Origin of the sequence: Micromonospora sp. NPDC126480, assembly GCF_040302465.1 — a bacterium.
In the GTDB taxonomy this organism is placed as follows: Bacteria; Actinomycetota; Actinomycetes; order Mycobacteriales; family Micromonosporaceae; genus Micromonospora.
Genome location: NZ_JBEORU010000008.1, coordinates 172,077 through 196,917, shown reverse-complemented (window position 1 = coordinate 196,917; position 24,841 = coordinate 172,077). Strand labels below are relative to the sequence as shown.

Below are 24,841 nucleotides of genomic sequence, written 5' to 3'. Positions count from 1 at the left end.
TTGCAAGGTATTGCAGAATGTTTCGGTAAGGGCTAGCGTGCGGGCGAATCAGCGACCAGAGGAAGGCCGTCGATGAAACCCCCGCCGATATCGCGCAAGGCTCTGCTGGCCCTCGTCTCGCTCCTCGCCCTCACTCTCGTCGGCGCGCCGGTCGCCGTACGTCAGCTGGGGGGCGACCCCCGCGACCCCTCGACCGGCGTCGCCGCCGGCACCGACGCGCTCGCCGCGGCCGGCGCCAAGCAGTGGGCGGCCGAGCCCTCCACCTCGGCCCTGCTCGCCGCGGCCGACAGCCGCGCCCGCGCCGAGCAGTTCTACTTCGTCCTGCCGGACCGCTTCGCCAACGGCGATCCGCGCAACGACCGGGGCGGACTCACCGGCGACCGCCTGAAGACCGGCCTGGACCCGGCGGACAAGGGCTTCTACCATGGCGGCGACCTCAAGGGCGTCATGGACCGGCTGGACTACATCCAGGGCCTGGGCACGACCGCGATCTGGCTCGCCCCGGTGTTCAAGAACCGGCCGGTTCAAGGCAAGGACGACGACGTCTCCGCCGGCTACCACGGCTACTGGATCACCGACTTCACCCAGGTCGACCCGCACTTCGGCAGCAACGACGACCTGAAGAAGCTGGTCCGGCTCGCGCACGGGCGCGGCCTGAAGGTCTACCTGGACATCATCGTCAACCACACCGCCGACGTCATCACGTACGCCGAGGACCGGTTCACCTACGTGGACAAGAAGACCGCGCCGTACCGGGACGCGCAGGGCCGCCCCTTCGAGGACCGCAACTACGCCGACGGCACCCGGGACTTCCCGGCGGTGAACACGAAGTCCTTCCCGTACACGCCGACGTTCGCCACCCCCGCGGACGCCAGGGTCAAGGTGCCGGCCTGGCTGAACGACCCGACGATGTACCACAACCGCGGCGACTCCACGTTCGTCGGCGAGAACGCCGAGTACGGCGACTTCTCGCGGCTCGACGACCTGTGGACCGAGCGTCCCGAGGTGGTCCGCGGCATGACGAAGATCTACTCCGACTGGGTCCGCGAGACCGGGGTCGACGGCTACCGCATCGACACCGTCAAGCACTCCAACCTGGAGTTCTGGCCGCAGTTCAGCCAGGGCGTCGAGCAGGCCGCCGACCGGGCGGGCAAGAAGGACTTCTTCATGTTCGGCGAGGTCTACAGCGCCGACCCGGAGATCACCTCGACGTACGTGCGCCGGGGCGGGCTGCCCGCCACCCTCGACTTCCCGTTCCAGGACGCGGCGCGCGGCTTCGTCGCCGGCGCCGGCTCCGCGAAGGCCCTCGCCGACGTGTACGCCCGCGACGACCTCTACCAGGCGCGGGACACCGACGCGAACCGGCTGACCACATTCCTCGGCAACCACGACATGGGCCGCATCGGCGCCTTCATCGCCAACGGGCAGACCGACGCCGCCACCCACCTGCGCCGCGCCCAACTCGCCCACGAGCTGATGTTCCTCACCCGCGGCCAACCGGTGATCTACTCCGGCGACGAGCAGGGCTTCACCGGCGCCGGCGGGGACAAGGACGCCCGGCAGGACATGTTCGCCTCGAAGACCGCGGACTACCTGGACGACGACCTGCTCGGCACCGACCGCACCCACGCCGTCGACCAGTACGACACGCGACACCCCCTGTACCGGACGGTCGCCGACCTGGCGAAGCTGCGCGCGGCGCACCCCGCGCTGCGCGACGGCGTCCAGGTCACCCGGTACGCGGCCGACGGACCCGGCGTCTTCGCCGCCTCCCGGGTCGACCCGAAGCAGCGCACGGAGTACGTCGTCGCCGTCAACAACGCCACCACCCCGCAGACTGTCACCGTGGACACCTGGTCGGCCGGCACCACCTTCGCCGGCGTCCACGGCGCCTCGGACGCGCCGGTGGCCGGCGCGGACGGCCGGCTCACGCTTACCGTTCCGGCCCTGTCGGCCGTCGCGTACCGCGCCGGCAGCCCGATCGCGCAGCCCGCGGCGAAGCCGACCGTGACGATCACGGCCCCGGAGGCCGGTGCCGCCGTCCCGACCCGCGTGCCCGTCACCGCCGAGGTGGCCGGAGACCCGCTCGCCACCGTGACGGTGGCCGCCCGGGTCGGCAGCGGCAAGTGGACGCTGCTCGGGTCGGCCGACCGGGCGCCCTACACCGTGCACCACGACCTGGCCGGTCTCGCCGGCGGCACGAAGATCGAGTACAAGGCCGTGGCGCGCGACGGCAAGGGGCGTACCGCCACCGCCCGCACCGCCGCCGTCGTCGGCACCCCCGAGCAGGGCCAGTCCCGCGACTGGCTGGTCGTGCACTACCAGCGGCCGGCCGGGGACTACGACGACTGGGGCCTGTACGCCTGGGGCGACATCGACCCGGCGTACGTGACGGAGTGGCCGAAGGGGCAGCCGTTCGCCGGCACCGACTCCTACGGCCGGTTCGCCTGGGTGAAGCTCAAGCCCGGCGCGAAGTCGGTGGGCTTCCTCGTCGTCGACCGCAACGGCACCAAGGACGTCGACCAGGACCGTACGGTCGACGTGACCCGGACCGGCGAGGTCTGGCTCAAGTCGGGCGACCCGACGATCCACCCGTCCCGGCAGGCGGCAACCGGCGAGCCGGACCCGCCCGTCGAGGAGGGGACGGCGATCCTGCACTACCGGCGGGCCGACGGCAACTACGACGGCTGGGGCCTGCACCTGTGGGACGGCGCGGCCAGCCCGACCGACTGGGCGAACCCGATGCCGCCGACGAGCGTCGACTCCTTCGGCGCGGTGTTCAAGGTGCCGCTCGCGGCCGGCGCCACCGGGCTGAGCTACATCATCCACAAGGGGGACGAGAAGGACCTGCCCGAGGACCAGCGGCTGGACTTCGCCGGCGGGGGCCGGGAGGTGTGGCTGCTCGCCGGGACCCGCGGCCGGCTGCTGCCGGCGGCCACCACCGGCACCGCCAAGGACCTCGACGTCACCAGGCAGAAGGCGCACTGGATCGACCGAGCCACCCTCGCCTGGCAGACCGGGCCGACCGACGGCAAGACGTACGCCCTGGTGGCCGCCCCGGCCGGCGGGGTGACCGTCGCCGACGGGGAACTGGCCGGGACGTACACGACGATCCCGCTGCGGGCGCAGCGCAACGGCCTGACCGAGGCGCAGCGCGACCGGTTCCCGCACCTGTGGGCGTACCAGGCCTTCACGCTGGACCGGACGCACCTGGCCAAGGTCCCGGCGGCGCTGCGGGGGCAACTCGTGGTGACCGAACGGGACGCCGGGGGCACCCTGCTGGCGGCCACCGGCGTGCAGATCCCGGGCGTGCTCGACGACGTCTACTCCGGGGCCATCCGGGCGCGGCTGGGCCCGACGTTCGCCGGCGGCGTGCCGACGCTCGCGGTGTGGGCCCCGACCGCCCGGACGGTGTCGGTGCAGCTCTTCGACACCCCCGCCGCGCAGCCGGAGACGGTACGGATGCGGCGCGACGACCGCACCGGCGTGTGGTCGGTCCGCGGATCCCGCTCCTGGACCGGCAAGTACTACCGCTACCGGGTCGAGGCCTGGCAGCCGGCGGCGCAGAAGGTCGTCACCGCGTCGGTGACCGACCCCTACTCGCTGGCCCTCGCGCCGGACTCCACGCACAGCCAGATCGTCGACCTGGCCGACCCGCGGCTCGCGCCGAAGGGCTGGGGCGACCTGCGCAAGCCGGCGGGCGTGCCCGCGACGAAGGTGCAGATCTCCGAGCTGTCGGTGCGGGACTTCTCCATCGCCGACACCAGCGTCCCGGCCGAGCGGCGTGGCACCTTCCTCGCCTTCACCGAACCCGGCACCGCGGGGATGAAGCACCTGCGAGGGCTCGCCGACGCCGGGGTCACCCACCTGCACCTGCTGCCGGCGTTCGACTTCGCCACGATCCCCGAGCGCCGGGCCGACCAGACGCAGCCCGCCTGTGACCTGGCGGGGCTGCCGCCGGACTCGGACCAGCAGCAGAAGTGCGTCGCCGCGGTGGCCGACACCGACGGCTACAACTGGGGGTACGACCCGCTGCACTACACCGTGCCGGAGGGCGGCTACGCCGTCGACCCGGCCGGCGCGCGGCGGACCACCGAGTTCCGCCAGATGGTCGCCGGGGTCAACGGGGCCGGGCTGCGGGTGGTGCTGGACGTCGTCTACAACCACACCTCCGCGGCGGGCACCGACCCGAAGTCGGTGCTGGACCAGATCGTGCCCGGCTACTACCACCGGCTGCTGGAGGACGGCACGGTCGCCAACTCCACCTGCTGCGCCAACACCGCCCCCGAACACGCCATGATGGGCAAGCTCGTGGTGGACTCCGTGGTCACCTGGGCGAAGGCGTACAAGGTGGACGGCTTCCGCTTCGACCTGATGGGTCACCACCCGAAGGCGAACATGCTCGCCGTGCGCGCCGCCCTGGACGAGCTGACCATCGCCCGCGACGGGGTGGACGGCCGGCGGATCCTGCTCTACGGCGAGGGCTGGAACTTCGGCGAGGTGGCGAACGACGCCCGGTTCGTCCAGGCCACTCAGGCGAACATGGCCGGCACCGGCATCGGCACCTTCAACGACCGGCTCCGCGACGCCGTACGCGGTGGGGGTCCGTTCGACGCCAACCCGCGCCACCAGGGCTTCGCCTCCGGCCTGTTCACCGACCCGAACGGGGACCCGGTCAACGGCTCGACCGCCGACCAGCGGGCCCAGCTGCTGCACCAGCACGACCTGATCAAGGTCGGCCTGACCGGCAACCTGCGCGACTACCGGTTCACCAACTCCGCGGGCGAGCAGGTCACCGGCCACCAGGTGGACTACAAGGGCGCGCCGGCCGGCTACACGGCCGCGCCGGGCGAGGCGGTCACGTACGTGGACGCGCACGACAACGAGATCCTGTACGACGCGCTGGCGTACAAGCTGCCGCAGGAGACGGCGGCGGTGGACCGGGCGCGGATGCAGGTGCTCGCGCTCGGCACCGTGGTGATGGGGCAGGGAACCGGTTTCGTCACCACCGGCACCGAGCGGCTGCGGTCCAAGTCGCTGGACCGCAACTCCTACAACTCGGGGGACTGGTTCAACCAGATCCGCTGGGACTGCACGCAGGGCAACGGGTTCGGCGCCGGGCTTCCGCCGGAGCAGGACAACAGGGACAAGTGGCCGTACGCGAAGCCCCTGCTGGCGGACCCGAGGCTGGTCCCGGACTGCGCGGCGGTCGACCTGACCGACGCCCGGTACGCGGAGCTGCTGAGGATCCGCGCCTCCTCACCGGTGTTCGGCCTGGCCAGCGCCGAGCAGGTGCAGAAGCGGGTGGCGTTCCCGCTCTCCGGCAAGGCGGAGACGCCCGGCGTGCTCACCATGACGCTCGACGGCCGGGGTCTGGACGGGCGCTGGAAGTCGGTGACGGTGATCTTCAACGCCACCCCGGAGACGGCGACGCAGCGGCTCACCGGGCTGCGCGGTGCGGACGTGACGCTGCACCCGGTGCTGCGGACCTCCGCCGACGAGGTGCTGCGCACGGCCTCGTTCGCGAAGTCGAGCGGCACGTTCACGGTGCCGGCGCGCAGCGTGGCGGTCTTCGTGCAGCGGTGACCGGCACACGGCGAGGACCGGCCCCCCACCGCTCGCGCGGTGGGGGGCCGGTCCGTTGTGAACGGTGACCGGTCGATCAGCCGAAGCAGTTCTCGATCGGGTCCGGGCTGCCCTTGCAGTTGGTCGGGTCGTTGCCCTTGATCGCGGACTTGTCGTCCACGTTCACCTTGCCGAGGAAGCTGAACACGCCACCCGGCTTGAACACGGCGGACTTGTTGTGCGACACCTTGGTGTCGTACAGGTCGACCTTGCCCAGGATGTTGAAGATGCCGCCCGCGACGAAACCGGCGAAGTTGCCGGAGATCGAGCTGTCGCGGAAGGTGACGGCGGCGAGGGCGTTGAAGACGCCGCCGCCGAGGATGCCGGCCTTGTTGTCCGTGATCTCGCTCTTCGCCACGTTGCCGATGGCGCCGAGCGCGAGGGCCAGGCCGCCGCCGGCGCCGCCGGTGGTGTTGTAGGAGACCTTGACCGCCTCCAGGTCGAGGTTGCTCTTGCCGGCCGCCGCGATGCCGCCACCGGCGAGGAGCGCGAAGTTCTTGGTGACCTTCGAGTACCTGACCGTGGTGTCGCCACCGATGTCGAGCAGGCCGCCGCCGAAGCCGAGGACCTCGTTGCCGGTGATCTCGGTCTTCTCGACCCAGACCGTGCCGGCCTCGATGTCGTGCCGGAAGATGAAGGCGGCTCCGTTGGCGATACCGCCACCGCCGATGAGGGCTCCGTTGTCCTTCACGGTGGACTCGGAGACCTTCAGCACGCCGGCGTTGAAGATGCCGCCCCCGTAGAAGAAGGCGTGGTTGTCGGCCACCGTGGTGTGGTGGAGGCTGGCCTTGCCGAAGTTGGCGAGGCCGCCGCCGACGCCACCGGACACGTTGTGCTCGATGTGGGTCTTCTCGAACTCGGCGGTGCCACCCGACTGCACCAGGACGCCGGCGCCGTCGTTGAGGTTGCCGTCCGGGAGGACCTGCGCCTCGGCGTCGGCCTTGGCCGCCTGGGCGGCCTTGAGCGCCGCGCCCTTCGGCTGGGCCTGGAGCAGCGGCAGGTACGCCTTGCCGGCCTCGGCCGCCTTGCCCGCCTCGACGGAGTTCGAGAACCGCGACCACACCGCCTCGGGCGTGTCACCCATCCGCTTGTTCTCGAGGGTCTTGCCGCCCTTGATGGTGAGTCCCTTGACCTTCAGGTGCCCGCCCCGGCCGACGTTGAGGATCCGGAAGAAGTCGGCCTGGGAGTCCCGGACGATCTTGGTGTCGTGACCCTTGAGCGTGATGCGCTCCTTGATCACCGGCAGACCGTTTCCGTAGTTGTCGGAGCGGGTCAGCTTGTAGGTGCAGTCCTTGGCGAGCTCCAGTACGCCGCCGTGGTTGTTGTTGGCGTAGATGATCGCCTGGATCAGCTTGTCGGAGTTGCAGGGCACCTCCTTCCCGCGTTCCTTGTCGTACCCCTTGTCGTCCCGCTTGCCCGCACGGTCCTCGCCGCGGTCCTTCTCCTTCGCGCGGTCCTCCTCGGCGGCCCGCTCGCCGTCCTTGGTGACCTGGGCCGTCGACCACGCCAGATCCTGGGCGCCGACCGCGCCGGCGCCGCTTGCGATGCCGACCGCCGCGATACTGACCACGCCGGTCAGGCCGGCGACGCCGCTGACGAGCCAGCGCTTGCGCCGCCGATTCGGCGTCGCCCCCGGCTCGGCGGCGTTGTTCTTAGCTAGGTAGTTGGACATCGGAGCTCTCTGCCCTCTCCTCGTACCAGACAGGGTCGCGACGCCACAGGCGAGCGTCCCCTGCTACAAATCGGTTGTAGCTCCCAGAAGCACCGTATGAGAATCATCCTCGCCTCGCGGGCATATCTGAAATAACCCCGCATTCGGTTCGCGTTCCGCCGAGTACGGCGCGGAGCGGTCGCGGTCGTACCATCCGGCCCGCGACCGCCCCTACCGGCCGGGACGGACGCTTACCGAGCCGAGCCGGCCCAGAGGGCGCGGACCCGCCCAGCGGGGACGACCCGCACCACGAGGGCCCCTCCGGCCACCGCAGCGGCTGGAGGAGCCCTCCCTCTATGTGGTGTCGCTCTCCGGGTATCAGCCGAAGCAGTTGTCCGGGATGACCGGGCTGCCCTGGCAGTTGGTGGGACGGTTGTCCTTCACGGCGGACTTCTTGTCGATCTTCACGCCGTCGTTGCTGGTCCAGATGCCGCCGGGCGGCTGGTCCGCGTAGTTGTGCGCGACCTTCGTCCGGACCAGCGTGGTCACTCCGCCCTGGTTGAAGATGCCGCCGCCCTGTGCCCCGGGGCCGGTCGCCCGGTTGGCGACGATCTCGGTGTCCTGCAGCGTGACGAACCCGATGAAGTTGCCCAGGCCGCCGCTGCTCTGCCGCGACTCGTTCTCCTTGATCAGGCTGTGCTCGATCACTGCGGTGGCCTGCTCCACGCCGACGCCCCCGACCAGGCCGTCGGTGAAGTTGCCGGCGACGAGGACCCGTTCCAGGTAGAGCTTGCCGGCGTCCTCGACGAAGATGCCGCCGACATCCTCGGTGCCGGTGTTGCCGTTGACCTGGCTCTGGGTCAGCGTGGTGGTGCCGTGGTTGTCGTACAGGCCGCCACCGACGCCGGCCCGGTTGTGGTCGATCTTGCTCTTCCACACCCAGACGGTGCCGCCTCCGCCGGTGAATCCGTTGGGCGCCGAGCCGTTGGCGATACCGCCGCCCGCGGCGCCGGCGCTGTTGTACTCGATCTTCGAATCCTCGACCCGCAGGACGCCGGCGTTGAAGACGCCGCCGCCGAAGACGGCCGCGCTGTTGCGCTCGACCGACGACTTGCGGATGTTCGTGGTGCCGTAGTTGGCGATGCCGCCGCCGTTCAGGCCGGCGTGGTTCTGCACGATCCAGCTGTGCTCGATGTCGGCCGTGCCGCCGCGCTGAACCAGGATGCCGGCCCCGTCGACGCTACCCAGCGGCGAGACAGTGGGTGCGATGTCCGGTGCTGGTGCCGGGGTCCCCTTCGGCGCGGCCGCCGCCGGCCCGCCGCCGGTCGCCGGTGCGGGAGACACCTCGGGTGCGGCCGTTGCCGCCGGTCGGGGCGCGGCCAGCGCCGGCCTGGTCACAGGTGCCGACGCGGCGGTGGTCGCGCCGGAGGGCGCGAGACCGGCCGTCGGCGGCGGGACCATCTTCCGGGCCTCGGTCTGGCCGCCCTTGACGGTCACGTGCTTCAGCGTCAGGTGGCCGCCCCGGCCGACGTTGAGGATCCGGAAGTAGTCGGCCGTCGCGGCCCGGACGATCCTGGTGTCGTGGCCCTTGAGGACGACCGACTCCTTGATCACCGGCAGGCCGTTGCCGTGCTCGGAGCGGGTCAGCTCGTACGTGCAGCCCTTGGCCAGTTCAAGCACGCCGCCCCCGGTCTCGTTGGCGTGCACGATCGCCTGGATCAACTTGTCCGTGTGGCAGGGCACGTCCTTCGCCTTGCCCTTGTGGTCACGACGGTCGTCCTTGCCGCGCCGGTCGTCACCGGACCGGTCGTCCTCGCCCTTGCTGTCCTTGCCCATCCCGCCGGCGTCGTCGGCCGGGCCGGCGTCGCTGACGTTCTGCCGCGCGTTGGCCTGCGCGTCCGACCGCGGTGTGCCGGGTGAGTCGTCGCGGGCGGCGACGCCACCCAGGGCGGCCAGTCCGACGATGCCGGTGATCCCGGCAACGCCGGCGGCGACCCAGAGTTTCCGCCGCCCCTGGTTCGGCGGGCCGGAGTCGGCCACGCCGTCAGGAGTCGCTACGTCATCAGACATCAGAGCTTTCCGCCCTTTCAGCTACCGAAGAAGGTCGCACCAGCAGAAGCCGGGCGACCAGCCACAAATCGGTTGCAGCTTCTGATGCCCACCGTATGAGAAGGATCCTCGCGACGAGGATATATCCGAAAAAACCCCGCATTGGCGGGCAGCGTGACCATCCCCGCCTAAGCGTGCCGAGCGGTAGATAAAGCCGCTTCACCAGCGCAAACACCGCCGCCCGACCCGCCGGCATCGTGCCCGTGAACAGAACGCGGCCCGGCCGGACGTCGGTCCGGACGGGCCGCGGTGCGGTCAGACCCAGGTCAGCCGGGCAGGCGCGGACCCGCCTCGCGCTGCTCGGCCAGCCAGCGCTCCACGTCGTCGGCCGTGCGCGGCAGCCCGGCGGACAGGTTCACCGCGCCGGTCGCGGTGACCAGCACGTCGTCCTCGATCCGGAAGCCGATGCCGCGCAGCTCCTCCGGGACCAGCTCGTCCTCGGGCTGGAAGTACAGGCCCGGTTCCACGGTGAGCACGTAGCCCTCGCCCAGCGAGCCGTCCCGGTACATCTCCTTGCGCGCGTTCGAGCAGTCGTGCACGTCGATGCCGAGCATGTGCCCGAAACCGTGCAGCGTCCAGCGCCGGTAGACGGTCGACTTCTCGTCCATCGCCTCGTCCACGCTCACCGGCAGCAGACCCAGGTCCGCCAGCCCTTCGGCGAGCACCCGCATGCAGGTCAGGTGCACGTCCTTGAACTTCACGCCGGGCTCGATGACGTCGATGCCGGCCTGCTGCGAGGCGTACACGATGTCGTAGACCTGCCGCTGCAGCGGCGTGAACCGGCCGTTCACCGGGAGCACCCGGGTGACGTCCGCGGTGTAGAGGTTGCGGTTCTCCACGCCCATGTCCATGAGCAACAGCTCACCCGGGCGGGTGCTGCCGTGGTTGTGGACCCAGTGCAGGATCGTCGCGTGCTCGCCGGCCCCGACGATCGAGCTGTAGCCGACGTCGTTGCCGTCGTGCCGGGCGCGCAGCGCGAAGATCCCCTCCAGCAGCCGCTCGGACACTGCCCGGTCGGCCGGCAGCGCGCGGGCCACGTCCTCGAAGCCACGGACGGTGGCGTCGATCGCGTCCTGGAGCTGGGCGATCTCCCACTCGTCCTTGACCAGCTTCAGCTCCGAGACAGCGATGGCCAGCTCCCGGTCCCGGGCCGGCTGCCCCTCCTCGCGGGGCCCGTCGTAGGGACGTACCGCCGCGTCGACCCGGGTGTCGAAGCCGCGCAGCACCCGCGTCCGGGCCGGCGCGAGGTCGGCCAGCGCCGCCTCCAGCTCGGTGAGGTCGGCGGTCGGCAGGCCCAACTCGGCCGACTTCTCCGCGAGGGTGTGCCGCCGGCCGACCCACAGCTCGCCGTGCCGGCTGCGGAAGAACTCGTCGGTCAGCCGCGACGAGCGGGGCCGCATGTAGAGGACGGCGTCGTGGCCAGACCCGTTCGGCCGCAGCACGAGCACGCTGTCCGGGTCGTAGTCACCGGTCAGGTACGCGAAGTCGCTGCCGGGCCGGAACCGGTGGTCGGTGTCGTTCGCGCGTACCTTCTCACCGCCGGTGGGAATCACCAGGGTCTCGCCCGGGAAGGCCGCGGAGAGCGCGGCGCGGCGCTTGGCGTAGTTGGGCACCTCCGGGCGCGGACCCACCGGCAGGGTCGTGTCCCGCCAGCCCTGCCGCATGAACGCCAGGAACGCCTCCGGGAAGTCCGGGTCGTGCGACTCGGTGCCGTCCGCCGGCTTGCTGTCGGTGCGCTCCTCGGTCATGGTCCCGCTCCCTTCGCGTCATTGCTGGCCCCGACGGTACCGCGCGCCGGGGCCGGCGTGAGTCCGCCGGTGGTCCGCCCGGTTCCCCGGACGGCCGCAACGGCCGTCCGGGACGCGTGGAAAGATGACCACCATGTGCGGACTCCTGGCCTTCTTCAGCGCGCGCGGCGACGCCGCGGCCCACCGCGACCACATCGCCGGGGCGTTGGAATGCCTGCACCACCGCGGCCCCGACGAGACCGGGGTCGAGGTGGTCGGCGACGCGTCCGGCCGGTACGCGGACGGGGTGTTCGCCCACAAGCGGCTGGCGATCATCGACGTGGCCTCCAGCCACGAGCCGCTGCCCTACGCGAACGGGCGCTACCTGCTGACGTTCAACGGCGAGATCTACAACTACATCGAGCTGCGCGAGGAACTGGCCCGGGAGTTCGGGGCGCAGTTCGCCACCGCCGGGGACGGCGAGGTGATCGTCGCCGGCTACCACTACTGGGGCGAGCAGGTGCTCACCCGGCTGCGTGGCATGTTCGCGTTCGTCATCTGGGACCGGCAGGAGCGGCGCGCCTTCGGCGGCCGCGACTACTTCGGCATCAAGCCGCTGCACTACCTGGAGACCGCCGACGGCCTCTACCTCGCCTCCGAGAAGAAGGCGCTGCTGCCGTTCGCGCCGGCCAACTACGCCGGTGACGCCGGCATCGACACGGCCAACCTGAGCCACTACCTGACCCTCCAGTACGTGCCGGAGCCGGGCACGCTGCACCAGGGGATCCGCCGGATCGGCTCGGGCGAGTACCTGACCTGGACGCCCGGCGGGCGGATCGAGGTCCGCCGGTGGTACCGGCCGGTGTTCCGGCCCGCGCCGGTGGCCGACGAGCAGAAGCTCTACCACGAGATCCGGGAGACGCTGCGGGAGAGCGTCCGGATGCACATGCGCTCCGACGTCCCGGTCGGCTCGTTCCTGTCCAGCGGCATCGACTCCACCGCGGTGGTCGCCCTGGCCCGCGACTTCAACCCGAACATCCTGACCTTCACGGTCGGCTACGACGTCCCCGGCTACTCGGAGATCGACGTCGCCCAGGAGTCGGCCCGCCATCTCGACGTGACCACCATCCCGACCAAGATCGGGCCGCAGGACATGATCGAGGCGCTGCCGAAGATCGTCTGGCACCTGGACGACCCGGTCGCCGACCCGGCGCTGGTGCCGCTGTACTTCGTCGCGAAGAAGGCCGCCGAGCACGTCACCGTGGTGCTCTCCGGCGAGGGCGCCGACGAGTTCTTCGGCGGGTACACCATCTACCGGGAGCCGCTGTCGCTGAGCACGGTCAACGGCCTGCCGGGCGGGGTGCAGAAGGGCCTGCGGGCGGTGTCGAAGGCGATTCCCCAGGGCGTCAAGGGCAAGAGCTTCCTCGAGCGCGGCACCACGCCGATCGAGGAGCGCTACTACGGCAACGCCCGGATGTTCACCGAGGAGGAGAAGCAGCACCTGCTGCGCCGCTACGACCCGTCGGTGCGCTACACCGACGTCACCGCCCCGATCTACGCCGAGTGCACCGAGCTGGACGACGTCACCAAGATGCAGTACGTCGACCTCTACACCTGGCTGCGCGGGGACATCCTGGTCAAGGCCGACCGGATCTCGATGGCGCACTCGCTGGAGGTGCGGGTGCCGTTCCTCGACCGCGAGGTGTTCGAGGTGGCGTCGAAGATCCCGGTGGACCTGAAGCTCCCGCCGCGCTCCGACGCCACCAAGTACGCGATGCGTCAGGCGCTGCAGGGCGTGGTGCCCCCGGCCATCGTCAACCGGAAGAAGCTGGGCTTCCCGACCCCGACCCGGGTCTGGCTGCGCGGCGAGATGTACGAGTGGGCCCGGCACGTGCTGGCCACCTCCGGCGCCGGTGACCTGCTCGACCTGTCGTACGCGCTGCGGCTGCTGGAGGAGCACAAGCGGGAGGAGGCCGACCACTCCCGCAAGGTCTGGACGGTGCTCATCTTCTGCATCTGGCACGCGATCTTCGTGGCCAAGACCCTCGACCCGGGCATCCAGCGCAACCAGTCGGCCCTGCTGACCAAGCCGGTCGTCGGCAGCATGGTCCGCTGAGGTGCAAGGAAGGGCCCCCTGTTAACGCCTGGCGTATAGCAGGGGGCCCCTCTTAACACGCCGCGGTCAGCGGCCGGTGCAGGTCACCGTGGGCAGCGTGTTGGTGCCGCTGGTGTTCGCGAGGAAGCCGAAAGTTGTCGTCCCCTCGGGTGCCAGCGTGCCGTTGTACGACGCGTTCGTCACCGTCACCGACGATCCGGATCCGCTGTGCGTGCCGTTCCAGACCTGGGTGATCGACTGACCGCTCGGCCAGGTCCAGTTCGCCGTCCACCCGGACCAGGTCGAGCTGGTGTGATTCATGATGGTGACTTCGCCCTGGAACCCGCCAGACCACGAGTTGACCACCTTGTAGACCGCCATGCAGTCACCGCTGTGCGGCGGCGGCGTGGTCGGGTTCGGCGGCGGGGTCGTGGGGTTCGGCGGCGGGGTGGTCGGGTTGGGCGGGGGAGTGGTGGGGTTCGGCGGCGGCGTGGTGCCACCGGAGCCGATGCCGGTCACCTCGCCGTTGCCACCGTCGAACGTCACGTCCGAGCAGCCGAAGAAGTTCTCCTGGCTGTCCGAGCGGACCCAGCGCGAGTAGATGATGTGCCGGCCGCTCTTGTTGGCCGGCAGCGTACCCGTGAAGTAGTAGTGCCCGTCGTTGGTGCCGACCGCGCCGCGCTGCGGCGGGTTGGTGACGGTCAGGAAGGGCTGCTCCTCTAGGTCGCTCCAGGCCAGCGGCCGGGTCGGGCTCCAGCTGTTCTTCGTGACGTAGAAGTAGAACGTGCCCGGGTGGTGCGCCCAGTTGCTGTACCGGAACTCCATGGTCCGGCCGGCGGTCAGATGCGTCAGCGGCCAGTCGTTGCGGGCGAGGTCGTAGCCGCGGAAGCCGGTGTTGCCGCCGCTGCACAGCTGGCCGTCGGGGACGAAGCCGACCGTCCGGCCACCGGCGTCCGAACGCAGCACGCTGAACCAGTTGTAGAGCGAGTTCGCCCCGCTCTGGGCGACCGCGGCGGAGCAGGCGGGGTTGTTCGGCCGGATCTCGCCGGTGGCGGTCAGGCCGTCCTTCCAGCACAGGAAGGTGCGGCTGCCGGGGGTCATCGCGGCGCCGTGCGCCGCTGCCGGTTCGGGCCCGGCGGTGAGCGTCACGGCGCCCACGAGGAGGGTCGCGGCCGCGGTGAGCAGCGCGGCCGTTCTGGAACGGTAGGACACGGGGACTCCTGACTCGCGGGGCGCCGAGCACCCCGCGGGTGACGCGCGCGGGGCGGCGTCCGGCCAGCCCCGCTGCGACGAGCGGTCACGACGGTCGGCGGCGTGCGCGGGAGAGGAGGGCACGCGCGCCCTACGGTCCGTCGCTGCGGACCGGTGCCCTCGCGTGAATGCCCGTGCCGGCGGCGCGGCAGCCCACCCGCCGCTCGGCAGGAGCAATCCCATCACGGTACGACGCCCCGACGCAATAGCCGTTGCTCGATGTGCCGATCGCGGCGCACCTGCGGCGCACCTGTTAAGAAGGGGCCCTTCCTCTACCGGAGGCGTTAACAAGGGGCCCTTCCTTGCAAGCGGTTACGGTGTCTGCATGGGATACGCGGTGGTGCTGGGCGAGGCGCTCGTCGACCTTCTCGACACCGAGTACGACGGCGAGCCGGTCTACCGGCAGGCGGTCGGCGGCGGGCCGCTCAACGTGGCGGTCGGGGTGGCCCGGCTCGGCGGCGGCGCGGAGTTCGTCGGCTCGCTGGGGGACGACGCCCTCGCCACCCGCCTCCGGAATTTCCTCGCCGGCGCCGGTGTCGGGCTGGCCGGGGCGGTCACCGTCCCGGCGCCGACCGCCCTGGCGGTGGCCACCTACACCGGGCCCGAGCCGGACTTCCGCTTCTACGGCGAGCCCCGCTCGTACGCGCTGCTCACCGCCGACGACCTGGACGCCGACCTGATCGCCGGCGCCGACGTGCTCTACTGCGGGTCGATCGTCCTGCTGCACCCGGCGACGCTGGCCGCTGCCCGCCGGGCCTGGTCCCTCGCCACCGGCCTGCGGGTGTTCGACCCGAACGTCCGCCCCCGCCTGCTCGACGGCCCGCAGGCACTGGACGGTCTGCGGGCGGTGGTGGCCGAGTTCGCCGCCGGCGCCCACCTGGTCAAGCTGAGCAGCGCCGACGCCAAGCTGCTGTACCCGCGCGAGCCGGTCGAGGGCGTCGCCGCGTACCTGCGCGAACTCGGCGCCGCCACCGTCGTGGTCACCCTCGGCGCCGACGGCGCGGTGGTCGCCCCCGCCGGTGGCGATCCGGTCCGCGTACCCGCGCCCAAGGTCAGCGCCGTGGACGCGACCGGGGCCGGCGACTCGGTGATGGCGGCGCTGATCGCGGACCTGCTCGCCGACGGCGAGCCGGTGCAGCCGGCCGGGTGGCACGAGCGGGTCGCGTACGCGCTGCGCGTCGCCGGGCTGGTCTGCGAGTCGCCGGGCGGCGCCACCGCCATGCCCAGCCGGGCCGAGGTGCTCCGCCGCTTCGCCGGCTGACCGGGCCGGCTGTAGAGCTTCGCCGGTTGACCGGGCCCGGGCTGTAGAGCTTTACCGGCCGTCGACGGTGGAGCGTGCGCCGGTCGGGTTCAGGAGCGGCCGGGACGGGCCAGGGTGAGCACGGCGGCGAGGGACAGCGCGGCCGAGGCCGCCAGTACCGCCGCCATCGGCGCGGCGCTGCCCTCGCCGCCCAGCCCGACCAGCGGCGCGGCCAGTGACCCGATCACGGACTGAAGGGCACCCATCAACGCGGCCGCGGTGCCGGCGTGGTGGGCGTGCCGGTCCCGGGCGAGGGCGGTGCTGTTCGGCATCACCATGCCGAGCGAACCGACGAAGACCAGGAGCGCCGCCGCGACGACCACCAGGCCGCCGGTGAGCGCCCCGCCCGCGGCGCACGCCAGGGCCAGCACGGCGTACGCTCCGAGGCCGACAAGCGCCGGCTGGCGCCGCCTCCACCGGTCGCTGAGCGGGCCGGTGACGAACTGCCCGGCGGCCAGCCCGATGAGGCATGTGGTCAGGGAGAGCTGGATCTGTGCCTGGCCGGCGCCGAGGCCACGGGTCCCACCCACCCCACCCCACCTCCGCGATCTTGCACCTTCTGCCCCGACGAACCGGGACGTAGGGCGCATAACGAGGGCCGAAAGTGCAAGATCGGCGGGGTGGGTGGGTCGGGGTGGGTGGGTCGGGGTGGGGGAGGGGGAGGGCCGCGAGTGGGTGGGATCAGAGGGTGTTGTCGAGGGCGGCGTAGCCACGGCGGGCGGCGACCAGGGCGGGGCGCGCGCCGAAGGGGGCCTCCGCCGCCACGCGCTCCGGGGGCGCACCGCCGGTGTGACCGGCGCGGATCAGCCACGCCAGGTCGCTGAGCTGGGCGTGCTGGGCGCGTACGAAGTCGGCGTCCACCACGTCGCCGTGCCCGGGGACCACCACCGTGGCCGGCGTGGTCATCCGCAGCAGCTCGGCGACCGCCTCCGGCCACAGCAGTGGGTACGACTCCTCGAACGCCGGCGGCCCGCTCTGCTCCACGAGATCACCGACGACCAGCACGTCGACGTCGGGCACGTGCACCACCAGGTCGCCGGCGGTGTGTCCCCGGCCCGGGTGCCGCAGGACCACCCGCCGTCCACCGACGTCGAGCACCTCCTCCGTGTGCACCGTGTGGGTCGGCGCCAGCAGCTCGGTGCGGGCGAGCTCGGCGGCGAGGGCGGGCAGCTCCTCGCGCACCTCCTCGTACGCCTCCCGGCGCAGCCGGTCCGGGTCGCGCATGGCGGCGGCGGCCAGCTCGTGCGCGTACACCGGGCGGGGCGGATCACCGGCCAGCGTCGCGTTGCCGAAGCAGTGGTCGAAATGGTGGTGGGTGTTCACCACCGTCCACGGGTGGGCGGTGACCGCCCGGGCCGCCTCGGCCAGCTCGGCCGCCTGGCCGGCGGTGGAGAGGGTGTCGACGAGCAGGGCCTCGCCGTCGCCGACGACAAGCGTGACGTTCACCCGCAGCAGCGGCTCGCACAGCACGTGGACCCGGTCGGCGACCTCGACGAAGCGACCGCTCATGACGACCGGGCGGCGCGCTCCACGAAGCGCTGCCGGTCGACGAGCAGCCGCTCCACCCGACCCTCGGCGACGGTGGCGTCGCCCTCGGTGACGGAGACCTCGAACAGCAGCCGCCGGCCGTCGACCTTCGCCAACCGGGCCCGCGCCACCACCGTGCCGCCGACCGGGGTGGCGGCCCGGTGGTCCAGCTCGACCCGCACCCCGACGGTCGTCGAGCCGCTCGGCATCCGGGTGGCGGTTGCCGCGACCGTGGCCGCCTCGGTCAGCGCGAGGACCCGCGGCGTGCCCAGCACCGGCACGTCGCCGGAGCCGACGGCCTGGGCGGTGTCGGCGTCGGTGACGGTCAGCTCGACCCGGGCGGTCAACCCCGGCGCGAAGGGCTGCTCCTGCATGGCCACAGCCTAAGTGCTCCGCCACCGGCCGGCCACGCCTGCGCGGAACCCGTCCGCTGACCTGCCGGGTTGGTCCTCCGTCCGCCGCCGCGACGACCGCCGTTAACCTTGACCGCGATGTCTGTCGCGACCGACCCCCAGTCCCCCGCCCCGACCGGCCCGTCGCCGGTGGTCGACGGCGGCCGCCGCCGCGTGGTCGCGATGACCGTCTGGGGTGTCGCCTTCGTCGCCGGCTGGCTCGCCATCGGCCTCCCCACCGACCCGGCGTACGCGTTCCTGTGGATCTGGGCGGGCACCGTCGCCTGGAACTCGGCCCGGCCGTGGCGCAGCCACCTGCGCTTCGCCCGGGACTGGCTGCCGGTCGTGTTGCTGCTGATCGTCTACAACCTGTCCCGCGGCTTCGCCGACAACGGGGCGGTTCCGCACGCGTACGAGCTGATCGTCGCCGACCGGGTCATGTTCGGCTGGGCCACCGGCGGGCAGGTGCCCACGGTCTGGCTGCAGCAGCACCTCTACCAGCCGGAGGTGCGCTGGTGGGACGTGCTGGCGAGCTGGGTGTACTTCTCGCACTTCGTGGTGGCGCTGGCGGCCGCGGCGGTGCTGTGGATGCGGGACCGGGGGCGGTGGGCGGCCTTCATGCGCCGCTGGGGGTTCCTCTGCGCCACCGGCCTCGTGACGTACTTCCTCTACCCGGCGGCCCCGCCCTGGTGGGCGGCGCAGAACGGGCTGCTGGAGGAGGTCGCCCGGATCTCCACCCGGGGGTGGAAGGCGTTCGGGCTGCACGGCGCGGGCAACCTGCTCAACGCCGGCCAGATCGCGTCCAACCCGGTCGCCGCGATGCCGTCGCTGCACACCGCGTTCGCCCTGTTCGTGGTGCTGTTCTTCCTCCGCGCCACCCGGAAGCGATGGTGGCCGCTGCTGCTCGCGTACCCCCTCGCGATGACGTTCACCCTGGTCTACTGCGGCGAGCACTACGTGATCGACGTCCTGGTCGGCTGGGCGTACGTCGGGATGACCTTCCTCGTGGTCGGCCTGGCCGAGCGCTGGTGGGCGGCCCGGCGCGCGCGGCGTGCCCCGGACCGGTCGGCGGGCGAGCAGAGCCCCGCGCCGACGGACGACAAGGTGCCCGCCGGCCGCTGACCGGCGTCCGCCGGACGGGCCGCCGGGCTCAGCCCGCCCGCCGGGCGGCGTGCGAGCGGGCGGTCAGGTCCGCCGCCAGGGCCCAGGCCTCGGCCACGTCCCGGTCGTGCGCGGCGGCGCCGGCGCCGCCGGCCGTGTCGGCGTGCACCGTCGCCAGTCCCAGCCGCCGCTGCGCCGGTCCCTGCACGACCCGCACGCTCTGGATCCGGGCGTACGGCACGACGACCACCTGGCGGGTGAGCAGGCCGGAGCGGACGGCGAACACCCGCTCGTGCAGCCCCGCGCCGAGTACCCGGCGGCTGAGCGGGTTGAGCCAGCGGGCGCGGGCCGGCGGCCTGGCCAGTGGCAGCTCGCCGAGGCGTACGCCGGGCAGCACCTCGCCGAGGATCGCCTCGGCGGTGGGCAGGTCGCCGACCGGGAGCAGCCGGTCCGGGCGGTTGCGCTCGTCGGCCTCGCCCGCCGAGTAGCCGGCGACCTCCAGCCGCAGCCGCAGCCACCCCTTCATCCGCCAGAGCAGCGGCCAGGTCGCGCGGACCGTCTGCACCCGGTGCAGCGGCACGGTCTGCGCCCGGGTCTCCAGGAGCCCGTTGCGTACGCGCAGGGTGTCGGCGTCGCGGGCCAGCCGGAAGTTCCAGTCGTCGAGCACCCGGCGGATCGGTTGCAGCAGCACGCCGGCCATGGCGGTCAGCGTGCTCGCCACCGCGATGAACGACCAGGAGCCCTCGGTGAGGAACTGCGCCGCGACGAACGCCACACCGAACGGGATCAGGAACGCCTGCGGGGTGAGCAGCTGGCTGAGCAGCAGGTCCTCGTTGCGTACGGCGTGCAGCGGCTGGCCGGGCGGTGTGGCGGCCCCGGCCGGCACCGCGGCGGCGCCGGGCTCCGGGGCGGTACCGGGTGCCGGTGTGGCGGCCGGCGCCCGGCCGGCCAGGGCGAGCAGGCGTTGCCGCAGGGTGTTCGCGTCCGCCACGCTCAGGTAGGCCAGCGGCGCCTCGGTCTTGCCGCCACCGACCACCTCCAGCCGCAGCTCGGCCAGCCCGGTGAGCTGCGCGAGCAGCGGCCGGACCACTTCCACGGCCTGAAGTCGTTCCAGCGGGATGGCCCGGGTGCGCCGCCAGAGCAGGCCCTCGTACACCCGCAGCTCGCGGCCGACCACGTGGTAGCCGGTGTAGTACCAGCTGACCACGGCGAGCACGGTGGCCCCGAGCGCGAGCAGCGCCGCCAGCACCGCGAACCAGCCGAAGCCCACCCGGCCCAGCGTCGACCAGGAGAGTCCGGCGATGATCACGACCAGCGACTTGGCGCCGTGCAGCGCGGGGGAGAGCGGGTGCAGCCGCTGGCGGGGCTCGCTGTCACCGGGTGATCCGCCCGGTGCCGGCGGGTGGGGCGCACCGTACGGATACGCCGCACCGTACGGGTACCCCGGCGCGCCGGGATGCGGTGGCGGGTACGGCGCGCCGGGGTGCGGTGGCGGGTACGGCGCGCCGGGATGCGGTGGTGGGTACGGCTGCGGGGGCGAGGCGAGGTGCGGCGGATGCGCCCCGGCGGGCGGGTACGTGCCGGGGTGCGGCTCCGGTGCGGGCGGCCGGACCTCCTCCGGGCCCCGCGCGGCCGGGTCGCTCACAAGCCCTCCGCCCGGTCGCGGCCGAGCGCGGTGAGCCGGTCCCGCAGCCGGGACGCCTCCGCGGGGCGCAGCCCCGGCACCCGGGCGTCGCTGGCCGCCGCGGCGGTGTGCAACTGAACGGTGGCCAGGTCGAACGCCCGCTCCAGCGGGCCGGCGCTGACATCGACGAACTGCATCCGCGAGTACGGGACGATGGACAGCCGCCGGATCAGCAGGCCGTGACGGACCAGCAGGTCGTCCTCGCGCTCGGCGTACCCCCACGCGTGCACGGCCCGGACGATGGTGACGGTCCGCAGCACGCCCAGCAGGGCAACGCCGGCGAGCGCCACCCCGAAGAGGCTGCTGCCGCTGACCGCCCAGCCCACGGCGAGTCCGGCCGCCACGAAGACGAGCAGCGCGGCCAGCCGCAGCAGCTCGACCCAGATCAGGTCCGACGAGACGGACTGCCAGCGGACCGTCTCCGGCCACGGCTCGAGCGGACCGGGTGGTGGGCCGGCGGTCGGTGGGCCGGACGGCGGCAGGTCGGCGGCGGACGGCACGGGCGGCGGCCCGACCCGCTCGTCGCCGGTCACCGCGGAATTCCGTTGTGCGCGCTCACGATTCGAGGGTAGGCGATCCGGCCACCGGTACGACCTCGCGCAGGAAGCCCCGGACGTCGAGGAAGTCGCCGAGCGTCGTGCGGTGCTCGGCGCAGGCGAGCCAGGTCTTGCGTCGCGCCGCGTCGTGCAGGCGGGGATTGTTCCACCGCAGCGCCCACTGCGCCGGGGCGTGGCAACCACGGGACGAGCAGACCAGGGCGTCGGCTGCGGGAGAGTCCATCCCGGCCAGTCTAGGGTGGCGGGAGGAAGGGATTGAGCGCCGGGCGGCCACGGGGGGAGCCGCCCGGCGACGGGGTGAATGGTACACGTGCGGCACCCGTTGCTGTCCACCCCCGGACCGGCGATTCGGCGCAGCGGACGGCGTGGCGGAAATCGGGTTCTCGCCGCCTCGGTACGCAGCCGGGCATGTCAGTCTTGATACGCACCACGCCCGACAACCGATCATGCTGTGGAGGACCGGTGGCCCAGCCGACCACGCCCGACGCCACGACCCCGAACGGGTCGGGCCCGGAGACACCCCCACCGGCGACCACGCCGGCGGAGGACGCCACGCTGCTGGAGCGTGCGCTGTTCGAGATCAAGCGGGTGATCGTCGGGCAGGACCGGATGGTCGAGCGGATGGTCGTCGCGCTGCTCGCGCGGGGCCACTGCCTGCTGGAGGGCGTCCCGGGCGTGGCCAAGACCCTCGCCGTGGAGACCCTCGCCAAGGTCGTCGGCGGGTCGTTCGCCCGGGTGCAGTTCACACCCGACCTGGTTCCGGCGGACATCATGGGCACCCGGATCTACCGGCAGTCGAGCGAGAAGTTCGACGTCGAGCTGGGGCCGGTGTTCGTGAACTTCCTGCTCGCCGACGAGATCAACCGGGCCCCGGCCAAGGTGCAGTCGGCGCTGCTCGAGGTGATGAGCGAGCGGCAGGTCTCGATCGGGGGCGAGTCGCACCCGGTGCCGGACCCGTTCCTCGTCATGGCCACGCAGAACCCGATCGAGCAGGAGGGCGTCTACCCGCTGCCGGAGGCGCAGCGGGACCGCTTCCTCATGAAGATCATCGTCGGGTACCCGACCGACGCCGAGGAGCGGGAGATCGTCTACCGGATGGGCGTCGCCCCGCCGGAGCCCACGCCGGTGTTCACCACCGCCGACCTGATCGCGCTGCAGCGCAAAGCCGACCAGGTCTTCGTCCACAACGCGCTTGTCGACTACGCGGTCCGGCTGGTGCTGGCCACCCGGACCCCGGCCGAGCACGGTATGCCGGACGTCGCCCAGCTCATCCAGTACGGCGCCAGCCCGCGGGCGTCGCTCGGTCTGGTCCGGGCCACCCGGGCCCTGGCGCTGCTGCGCGGCCGCGACTACGCGCTGCCGCAGGACGTGCAGGACATCGCGCCGGACATCCTGCGGCACCGGCTGGTGCTGAGCTACGACGCGCTCGCCGACGACGTGCCGGCCGACCACGTCGTCCAGCGGGTGATGGCGACCATCCCCCTGCCGTCGGTGGCGCCCCGGCAGCAGGCCACGCCGGCACCGGCCGCCGCGCCTCCGGGCGCCGGATGGCCCGGGCAGCGGCCGTGACCCCACCCTCCCGTCGGCCCCCCGACGCCACCCCCCGCGACCGCACCGAAGCCGTCCTGTCCCGGCTGCAACTGCTCGTCACCCGCAAGCTCGACGGCCTGCTCCAGGGCGACTACGTCGGCCTGCTGCCCGGGCCCGGCAGCGAGGCGGGTGAGTCGCGCGAGTACCGGCCGGGCGACGACGTGCGGCGGATGGACTGGCCGGTCACGGCCCGCACGACCACACCGCACGTCCGGCGTACGGTCGCCGACCGGGAACTGGAGACGTGGCTGGCGGTGGACCTCTCGGCGAGCCTCGACTTCGGGACCGGCCGCTGGCTCAAGCGCGACGTCGCGGTGGCCGCCGCCGTGGCGCTCACCCACCTGACCGTCCGGGGCGGCAACCGGATCGGCGCGGTGATCGGCACCGGCAGCGAGGAGCGCGGCGGTGGCTGGCGCGCCCGCCCGGTGCCCGGGCCGGGCGTCTTCACCCGGCTGCCGGCCCGGTCGGGCCGCAAGGAGGCGCAGGGGCTGGTGCGGGCGATCGCCGGCACCGAGATCCGCCCCGGGCGGGGTGACCTCGGCGTCCTCGTCGACATGCTCAACCGGCCGCCCCGGCGGCGGGGCGTGGCGGTGGTCGTCTCCGACTTCCTCGCCCCGACCGAGCAGTGGGCCCGCCCGATGCGCAAACTGCGGGTACGCCACGACGTCCTGGCGGTGGAGGTGGTCGATCCGCGCGAGCTGGAACTGCCCGACGTGGGTGTGCTGCCGGTGGTCGACCCGGAGACCGGGCAGCTGCACGAGGTGCAGACCGCCGACCCGCGGCTACGCCGCCGCTACGCCGACGCGGCCGCCGCCCAGCGGGCGGAGATCGCCGCCGCGCTGCGCGCCGCCGGTGCCGCCCACCTACGACTGCGGACCGACCGAGACTGGCTGCTGGACATGGTGCGTTTCGTCGCCGCGCAGCGGCACGCCCGCACCCGGGGGACGACGCGATGATCCGTTTTCTGCAACCGTGGTGGCTGCTGGCCGTGCTGCCGGTGCTCGCCCTCGCCGCGTTCTACCTGTGGCGGCAGCTGCACCGCCGGGCGTACGCGATGCGCTTCACCAACGTGGACCTGCTGCGCACCCTCGCGCCGAAGGGCCTGGGCTGGCGCCGGCATGTGCCGGCGACCGCGTTCCTGCTGTGTCTGCTGGTGCTGGCCACCGCCCTCGCCCGGCCGGCCGTCGACACCCGGGAGCCGCTGGAACGGGCCACCGTCATGCTGGCCATCGACGTGTCGCTGTCCATGCAGGCCGACGACGTGGCCCCGAGCCGCCTCGAGGCGGCCCAGGAGGCGGCGAAGCAGTTCGTCGACGAGCTGCCGGAGAGCTACAACCTCGGGCTCGTCTCGTTCGCCAAGGCCGCCAACGTGCTGGTCCCCCCGAGCAAGGACCGGCAGGCCGTGGTGACCGCCATCGACGGTCTGGTGCTGGCCGAGTCCACGGCGACCGGGGAGGCGGTGTTCACCTGCCTGGAGGCGATCCGGTCGGTGCCGGCCGACGGCGCGGCCGGTGTCCCGCCGGCCCGGATCGTGCTGCTCTCCGACGGCTACCGCACCTCGGGCCGGTCGGTGGAGGAGGCCGCGGCGGCGGCGCAGGCGGCCAACGTGCCGGTCTCGACGATCGCGTTCGGCACCGACGGGGGCCAGGTGGACATCGGCGGCCAGCTCCAGCGGGTCCCGGTGGACCGGCTCGCGCTCGCGGAGCTGGCGGAGACGACCGAGGGGTACTTCTACGAGGCGGCCACGGTGACCGAGCTGAAGCAGGTCTACCAGGACATGGGCTCGTCGATCGGGTTCCGGACCGAACCGCGCGAGGTCACCCAGTGGTACGCCGGGATCGCGTTGCTGTTCGCGCTCTGCGCCGGGGCGACGAGCCTGCTGTGGTCGTCCCGGATCATCTGATCCGGGCGGCGCGACGGCCGGCGGCGGTCAGTGCCCGCCGCCGGCCAGCACGAAGAGGACGGCCACCCAGACGGCGGCCAGGGTGAAACCCAGTGGTGCGACGTAACGGCTCATGGGATCTGCTCCGGTGGCGACTGGACGCGGGCACGGGTGCCCGCGAGGGTGGGTCAGAACGCACACACGAAGTCGTGACCGGGGGGCTCCGGCCGCGCACCGGTGTTCGCCCCGGCCGGGGGCCGGGTAGGTGGCGCGGAGGAGCGGGGCTGGTCAGCCGGGCTGGGCTCAGCGAGGCTGACGGTCGGCCCGGCCACGACTGGGAGGATCGCTAT

At 72.6% G+C, this 24,841-nt stretch carries 17 protein-coding genes; 7 read left to right on the top strand and 10 right to left on the bottom strand.

Going from position 1 to position 24,841, the window contains the following annotated elements; translation table 11 throughout:
* Window positions 1–72 precede the first annotated feature (72 nt).
* Window positions 73–5,586, top strand: a complete 5,514-nt coding sequence (gene pulA, locus ABTW87_RS10575; RefSeq protein WP_350650541.1) for a pullulanase-type alpha-1,6-glucosidase — start codon at window positions 73–75, stop codon at window positions 5,584–5,586.
* Window positions 5,587–5,662: 76 nt separating this feature from the next.
* On the opposite strand, the gene ABTW87_RS10570 is transcribed toward pulA, so the two are convergent.
* The 3 genes from ABTW87_RS10570 to ABTW87_RS10560 all read right to left on the bottom strand — a co-directional run bounded on the left by ABTW87_RS10570 (window position 5,663) and on the right by ABTW87_RS10560 (window position 11,133).
* The gene (locus tag ABTW87_RS10570) at window positions 5,663–7,297 is read right to left on the bottom strand and encodes a hypothetical protein (RefSeq protein WP_350650540.1); all 1,635 of its coding nucleotides are present in this window, start codon (window positions 7,295–7,297) and stop codon (window positions 5,663–5,665) included.
* Between the two features lie 357 nt (window positions 7,298–7,654).
* The gene (locus ABTW87_RS10565) at window positions 7,655–9,346 is read right to left on the bottom strand and encodes a right-handed parallel beta-helix repeat-containing protein (RefSeq protein WP_350650539.1); all 1,692 of its coding nucleotides are present in this window, start codon (window positions 9,344–9,346) and stop codon (window positions 7,655–7,657) included.
* 305 nt (window positions 9,347–9,651) lie between these two features.
* A complete protein-coding gene (locus tag ABTW87_RS10560; RefSeq protein ID WP_350650538.1) occupies window positions 9,652–11,133 on the bottom strand; it encodes an aminopeptidase P family protein in 1,482 nt (493 codons plus the stop codon).
* A gap of 133 nt (window positions 11,134–11,266) precedes the next feature.
* Between ABTW87_RS10560 and asnB the strand changes: the two genes are divergently transcribed.
* Entirely contained in the window at window positions 11,267–13,228 is a 1,962-nt protein-coding gene (asnB, locus tag ABTW87_RS10555) for an asparagine synthase (glutamine-hydrolyzing) (protein ID WP_350650537.1), read from the top strand.
* A 66-nt stretch (window positions 13,229–13,294) separates the two neighbouring features.
* On the opposite strand, the gene ABTW87_RS10550 is transcribed toward asnB, so the two are convergent.
* Window positions 13,295–14,419: a lytic polysaccharide monooxygenase auxiliary activity family 9 protein gene (locus ABTW87_RS10550; RefSeq protein ID WP_350650536.1), complete on the bottom strand. Its 1,125-nt coding sequence runs from the start codon at window positions 14,417–14,419 to the stop codon at window positions 13,295–13,297.
* 364 nt (window positions 14,420–14,783) lie between these two features.
* On the opposite strand from ABTW87_RS10550, the gene ABTW87_RS10545 reads away from it, so the two are divergent.
* Window positions 14,784–15,719 (top strand): carbohydrate kinase family protein, encoded by a 936-nt coding sequence (locus tag ABTW87_RS10545; RefSeq protein ID WP_350650535.1) that lies wholly within the window; start codon window positions 14,784–14,786, stop codon window positions 15,717–15,719.
* 89 nt (window positions 15,720–15,808) lie between these two features.
* Here the strand turns inward: ABTW87_RS10545 and ABTW87_RS10540 are convergent, their stop codons facing one another.
* The 3 genes from ABTW87_RS10540 to ABTW87_RS10530 all read right to left on the bottom strand — a co-directional run bounded on the left by ABTW87_RS10540 (window position 15,809) and on the right by ABTW87_RS10530 (window position 17,659).
* Window positions 15,809–16,348 carry an MFS transporter gene (locus tag ABTW87_RS10540; protein ID WP_502891561.1) on the bottom strand — a complete coding sequence of 180 codons (540 nt, stop codon included), beginning with the start codon at window positions 16,346–16,348 and terminating at the stop codon, window positions 15,809–15,811.
* Window positions 16,349–16,439: 91 nt separating this feature from the next.
* Window positions 16,440–17,267 carry an MBL fold metallo-hydrolase gene (locus ABTW87_RS10535; protein ID WP_350650534.1) on the bottom strand — a complete coding sequence of 276 codons (828 nt, stop codon included), beginning with the start codon at window positions 17,265–17,267 and terminating at the stop codon, window positions 16,440–16,442.
* The gene (locus ABTW87_RS10530; RefSeq protein ID WP_350650533.1) at window positions 17,264–17,659 is read right to left on the bottom strand and encodes a thioesterase family protein; all 396 of its coding nucleotides are present in this window, start codon (window positions 17,657–17,659) and stop codon (window positions 17,264–17,266) included. The genes ABTW87_RS10535 and ABTW87_RS10530 overlap by 4 nt, the downstream gene beginning before the upstream one ends.
* Before the next feature lie 117 nt (window positions 17,660–17,776).
* On the opposite strand from ABTW87_RS10530, the gene ABTW87_RS10525 reads away from it, so the two are divergent.
* Complete coding sequence (locus tag ABTW87_RS10525; protein ID WP_350650532.1) at window positions 17,777–18,799, top strand: phosphatase PAP2 family protein; 1,023 nt, start codon at window positions 17,777–17,779, stop codon at window positions 18,797–18,799.
* A gap of 28 nt (window positions 18,800–18,827) precedes the next feature.
* On the opposite strand, the gene ABTW87_RS10520 is transcribed toward ABTW87_RS10525, so the two are convergent.
* The 3 genes from ABTW87_RS10520 to ABTW87_RS10510 are packed head-to-tail and all read right to left on the bottom strand — an operon-like array spanning window position 18,828 to window position 21,242.
* Entirely contained in the window at window positions 18,828–20,423 is a 1,596-nt protein-coding gene (locus ABTW87_RS10520) for a PH domain-containing protein (RefSeq protein WP_350650531.1), read from the bottom strand.
* Window positions 20,420–20,995 carry a PH domain-containing protein gene (locus ABTW87_RS10515; protein WP_502891560.1) on the bottom strand — a complete coding sequence of 192 codons (576 nt, stop codon included), beginning with the start codon at window positions 20,993–20,995 and terminating at the stop codon, window positions 20,420–20,422. The genes ABTW87_RS10520 and ABTW87_RS10515 overlap by 4 nt, the downstream gene beginning before the upstream one ends.
* A gap of 22 nt (window positions 20,996–21,017) precedes the next feature.
* The gene (locus ABTW87_RS10510) at window positions 21,018–21,242 is read right to left on the bottom strand and encodes a hypothetical protein (RefSeq protein WP_350650530.1); all 225 of its coding nucleotides are present in this window, start codon (window positions 21,240–21,242) and stop codon (window positions 21,018–21,020) included.
* 239 nt (window positions 21,243–21,481) lie between these two features.
* Here ABTW87_RS10510 and ABTW87_RS10505 point away from each other — a divergent pair, with 239 nt between their 5' ends.
* The 3 genes from ABTW87_RS10505 to ABTW87_RS10495 are packed head-to-tail and all read left to right on the top strand — an operon-like array spanning window position 21,482 to window position 24,512.
* Window positions 21,482–22,588, top strand: coding sequence for an AAA family ATPase (locus ABTW87_RS10505; RefSeq protein WP_350650529.1), 1,107 nt, complete (start codon window positions 21,482–21,484; stop codon window positions 22,586–22,588).
* A complete protein-coding gene (locus ABTW87_RS10500) occupies window positions 22,567–23,565 on the top strand; it encodes a DUF58 domain-containing protein (protein WP_350650528.1) in 999 nt (332 codons plus the stop codon). Before ABTW87_RS10505 ends, ABTW87_RS10500 begins: the two co-directional genes overlap by 22 nt.
* The gene (locus ABTW87_RS10495) at window positions 23,562–24,512 is read left to right on the top strand and encodes a VWA domain-containing protein (protein WP_350650527.1); all 951 of its coding nucleotides are present in this window, start codon (window positions 23,562–23,564) and stop codon (window positions 24,510–24,512) included. The genes ABTW87_RS10500 and ABTW87_RS10495 overlap by 4 nt, the downstream gene beginning before the upstream one ends.
* Window positions 24,513–24,841 lie beyond the last annotated feature (329 nt).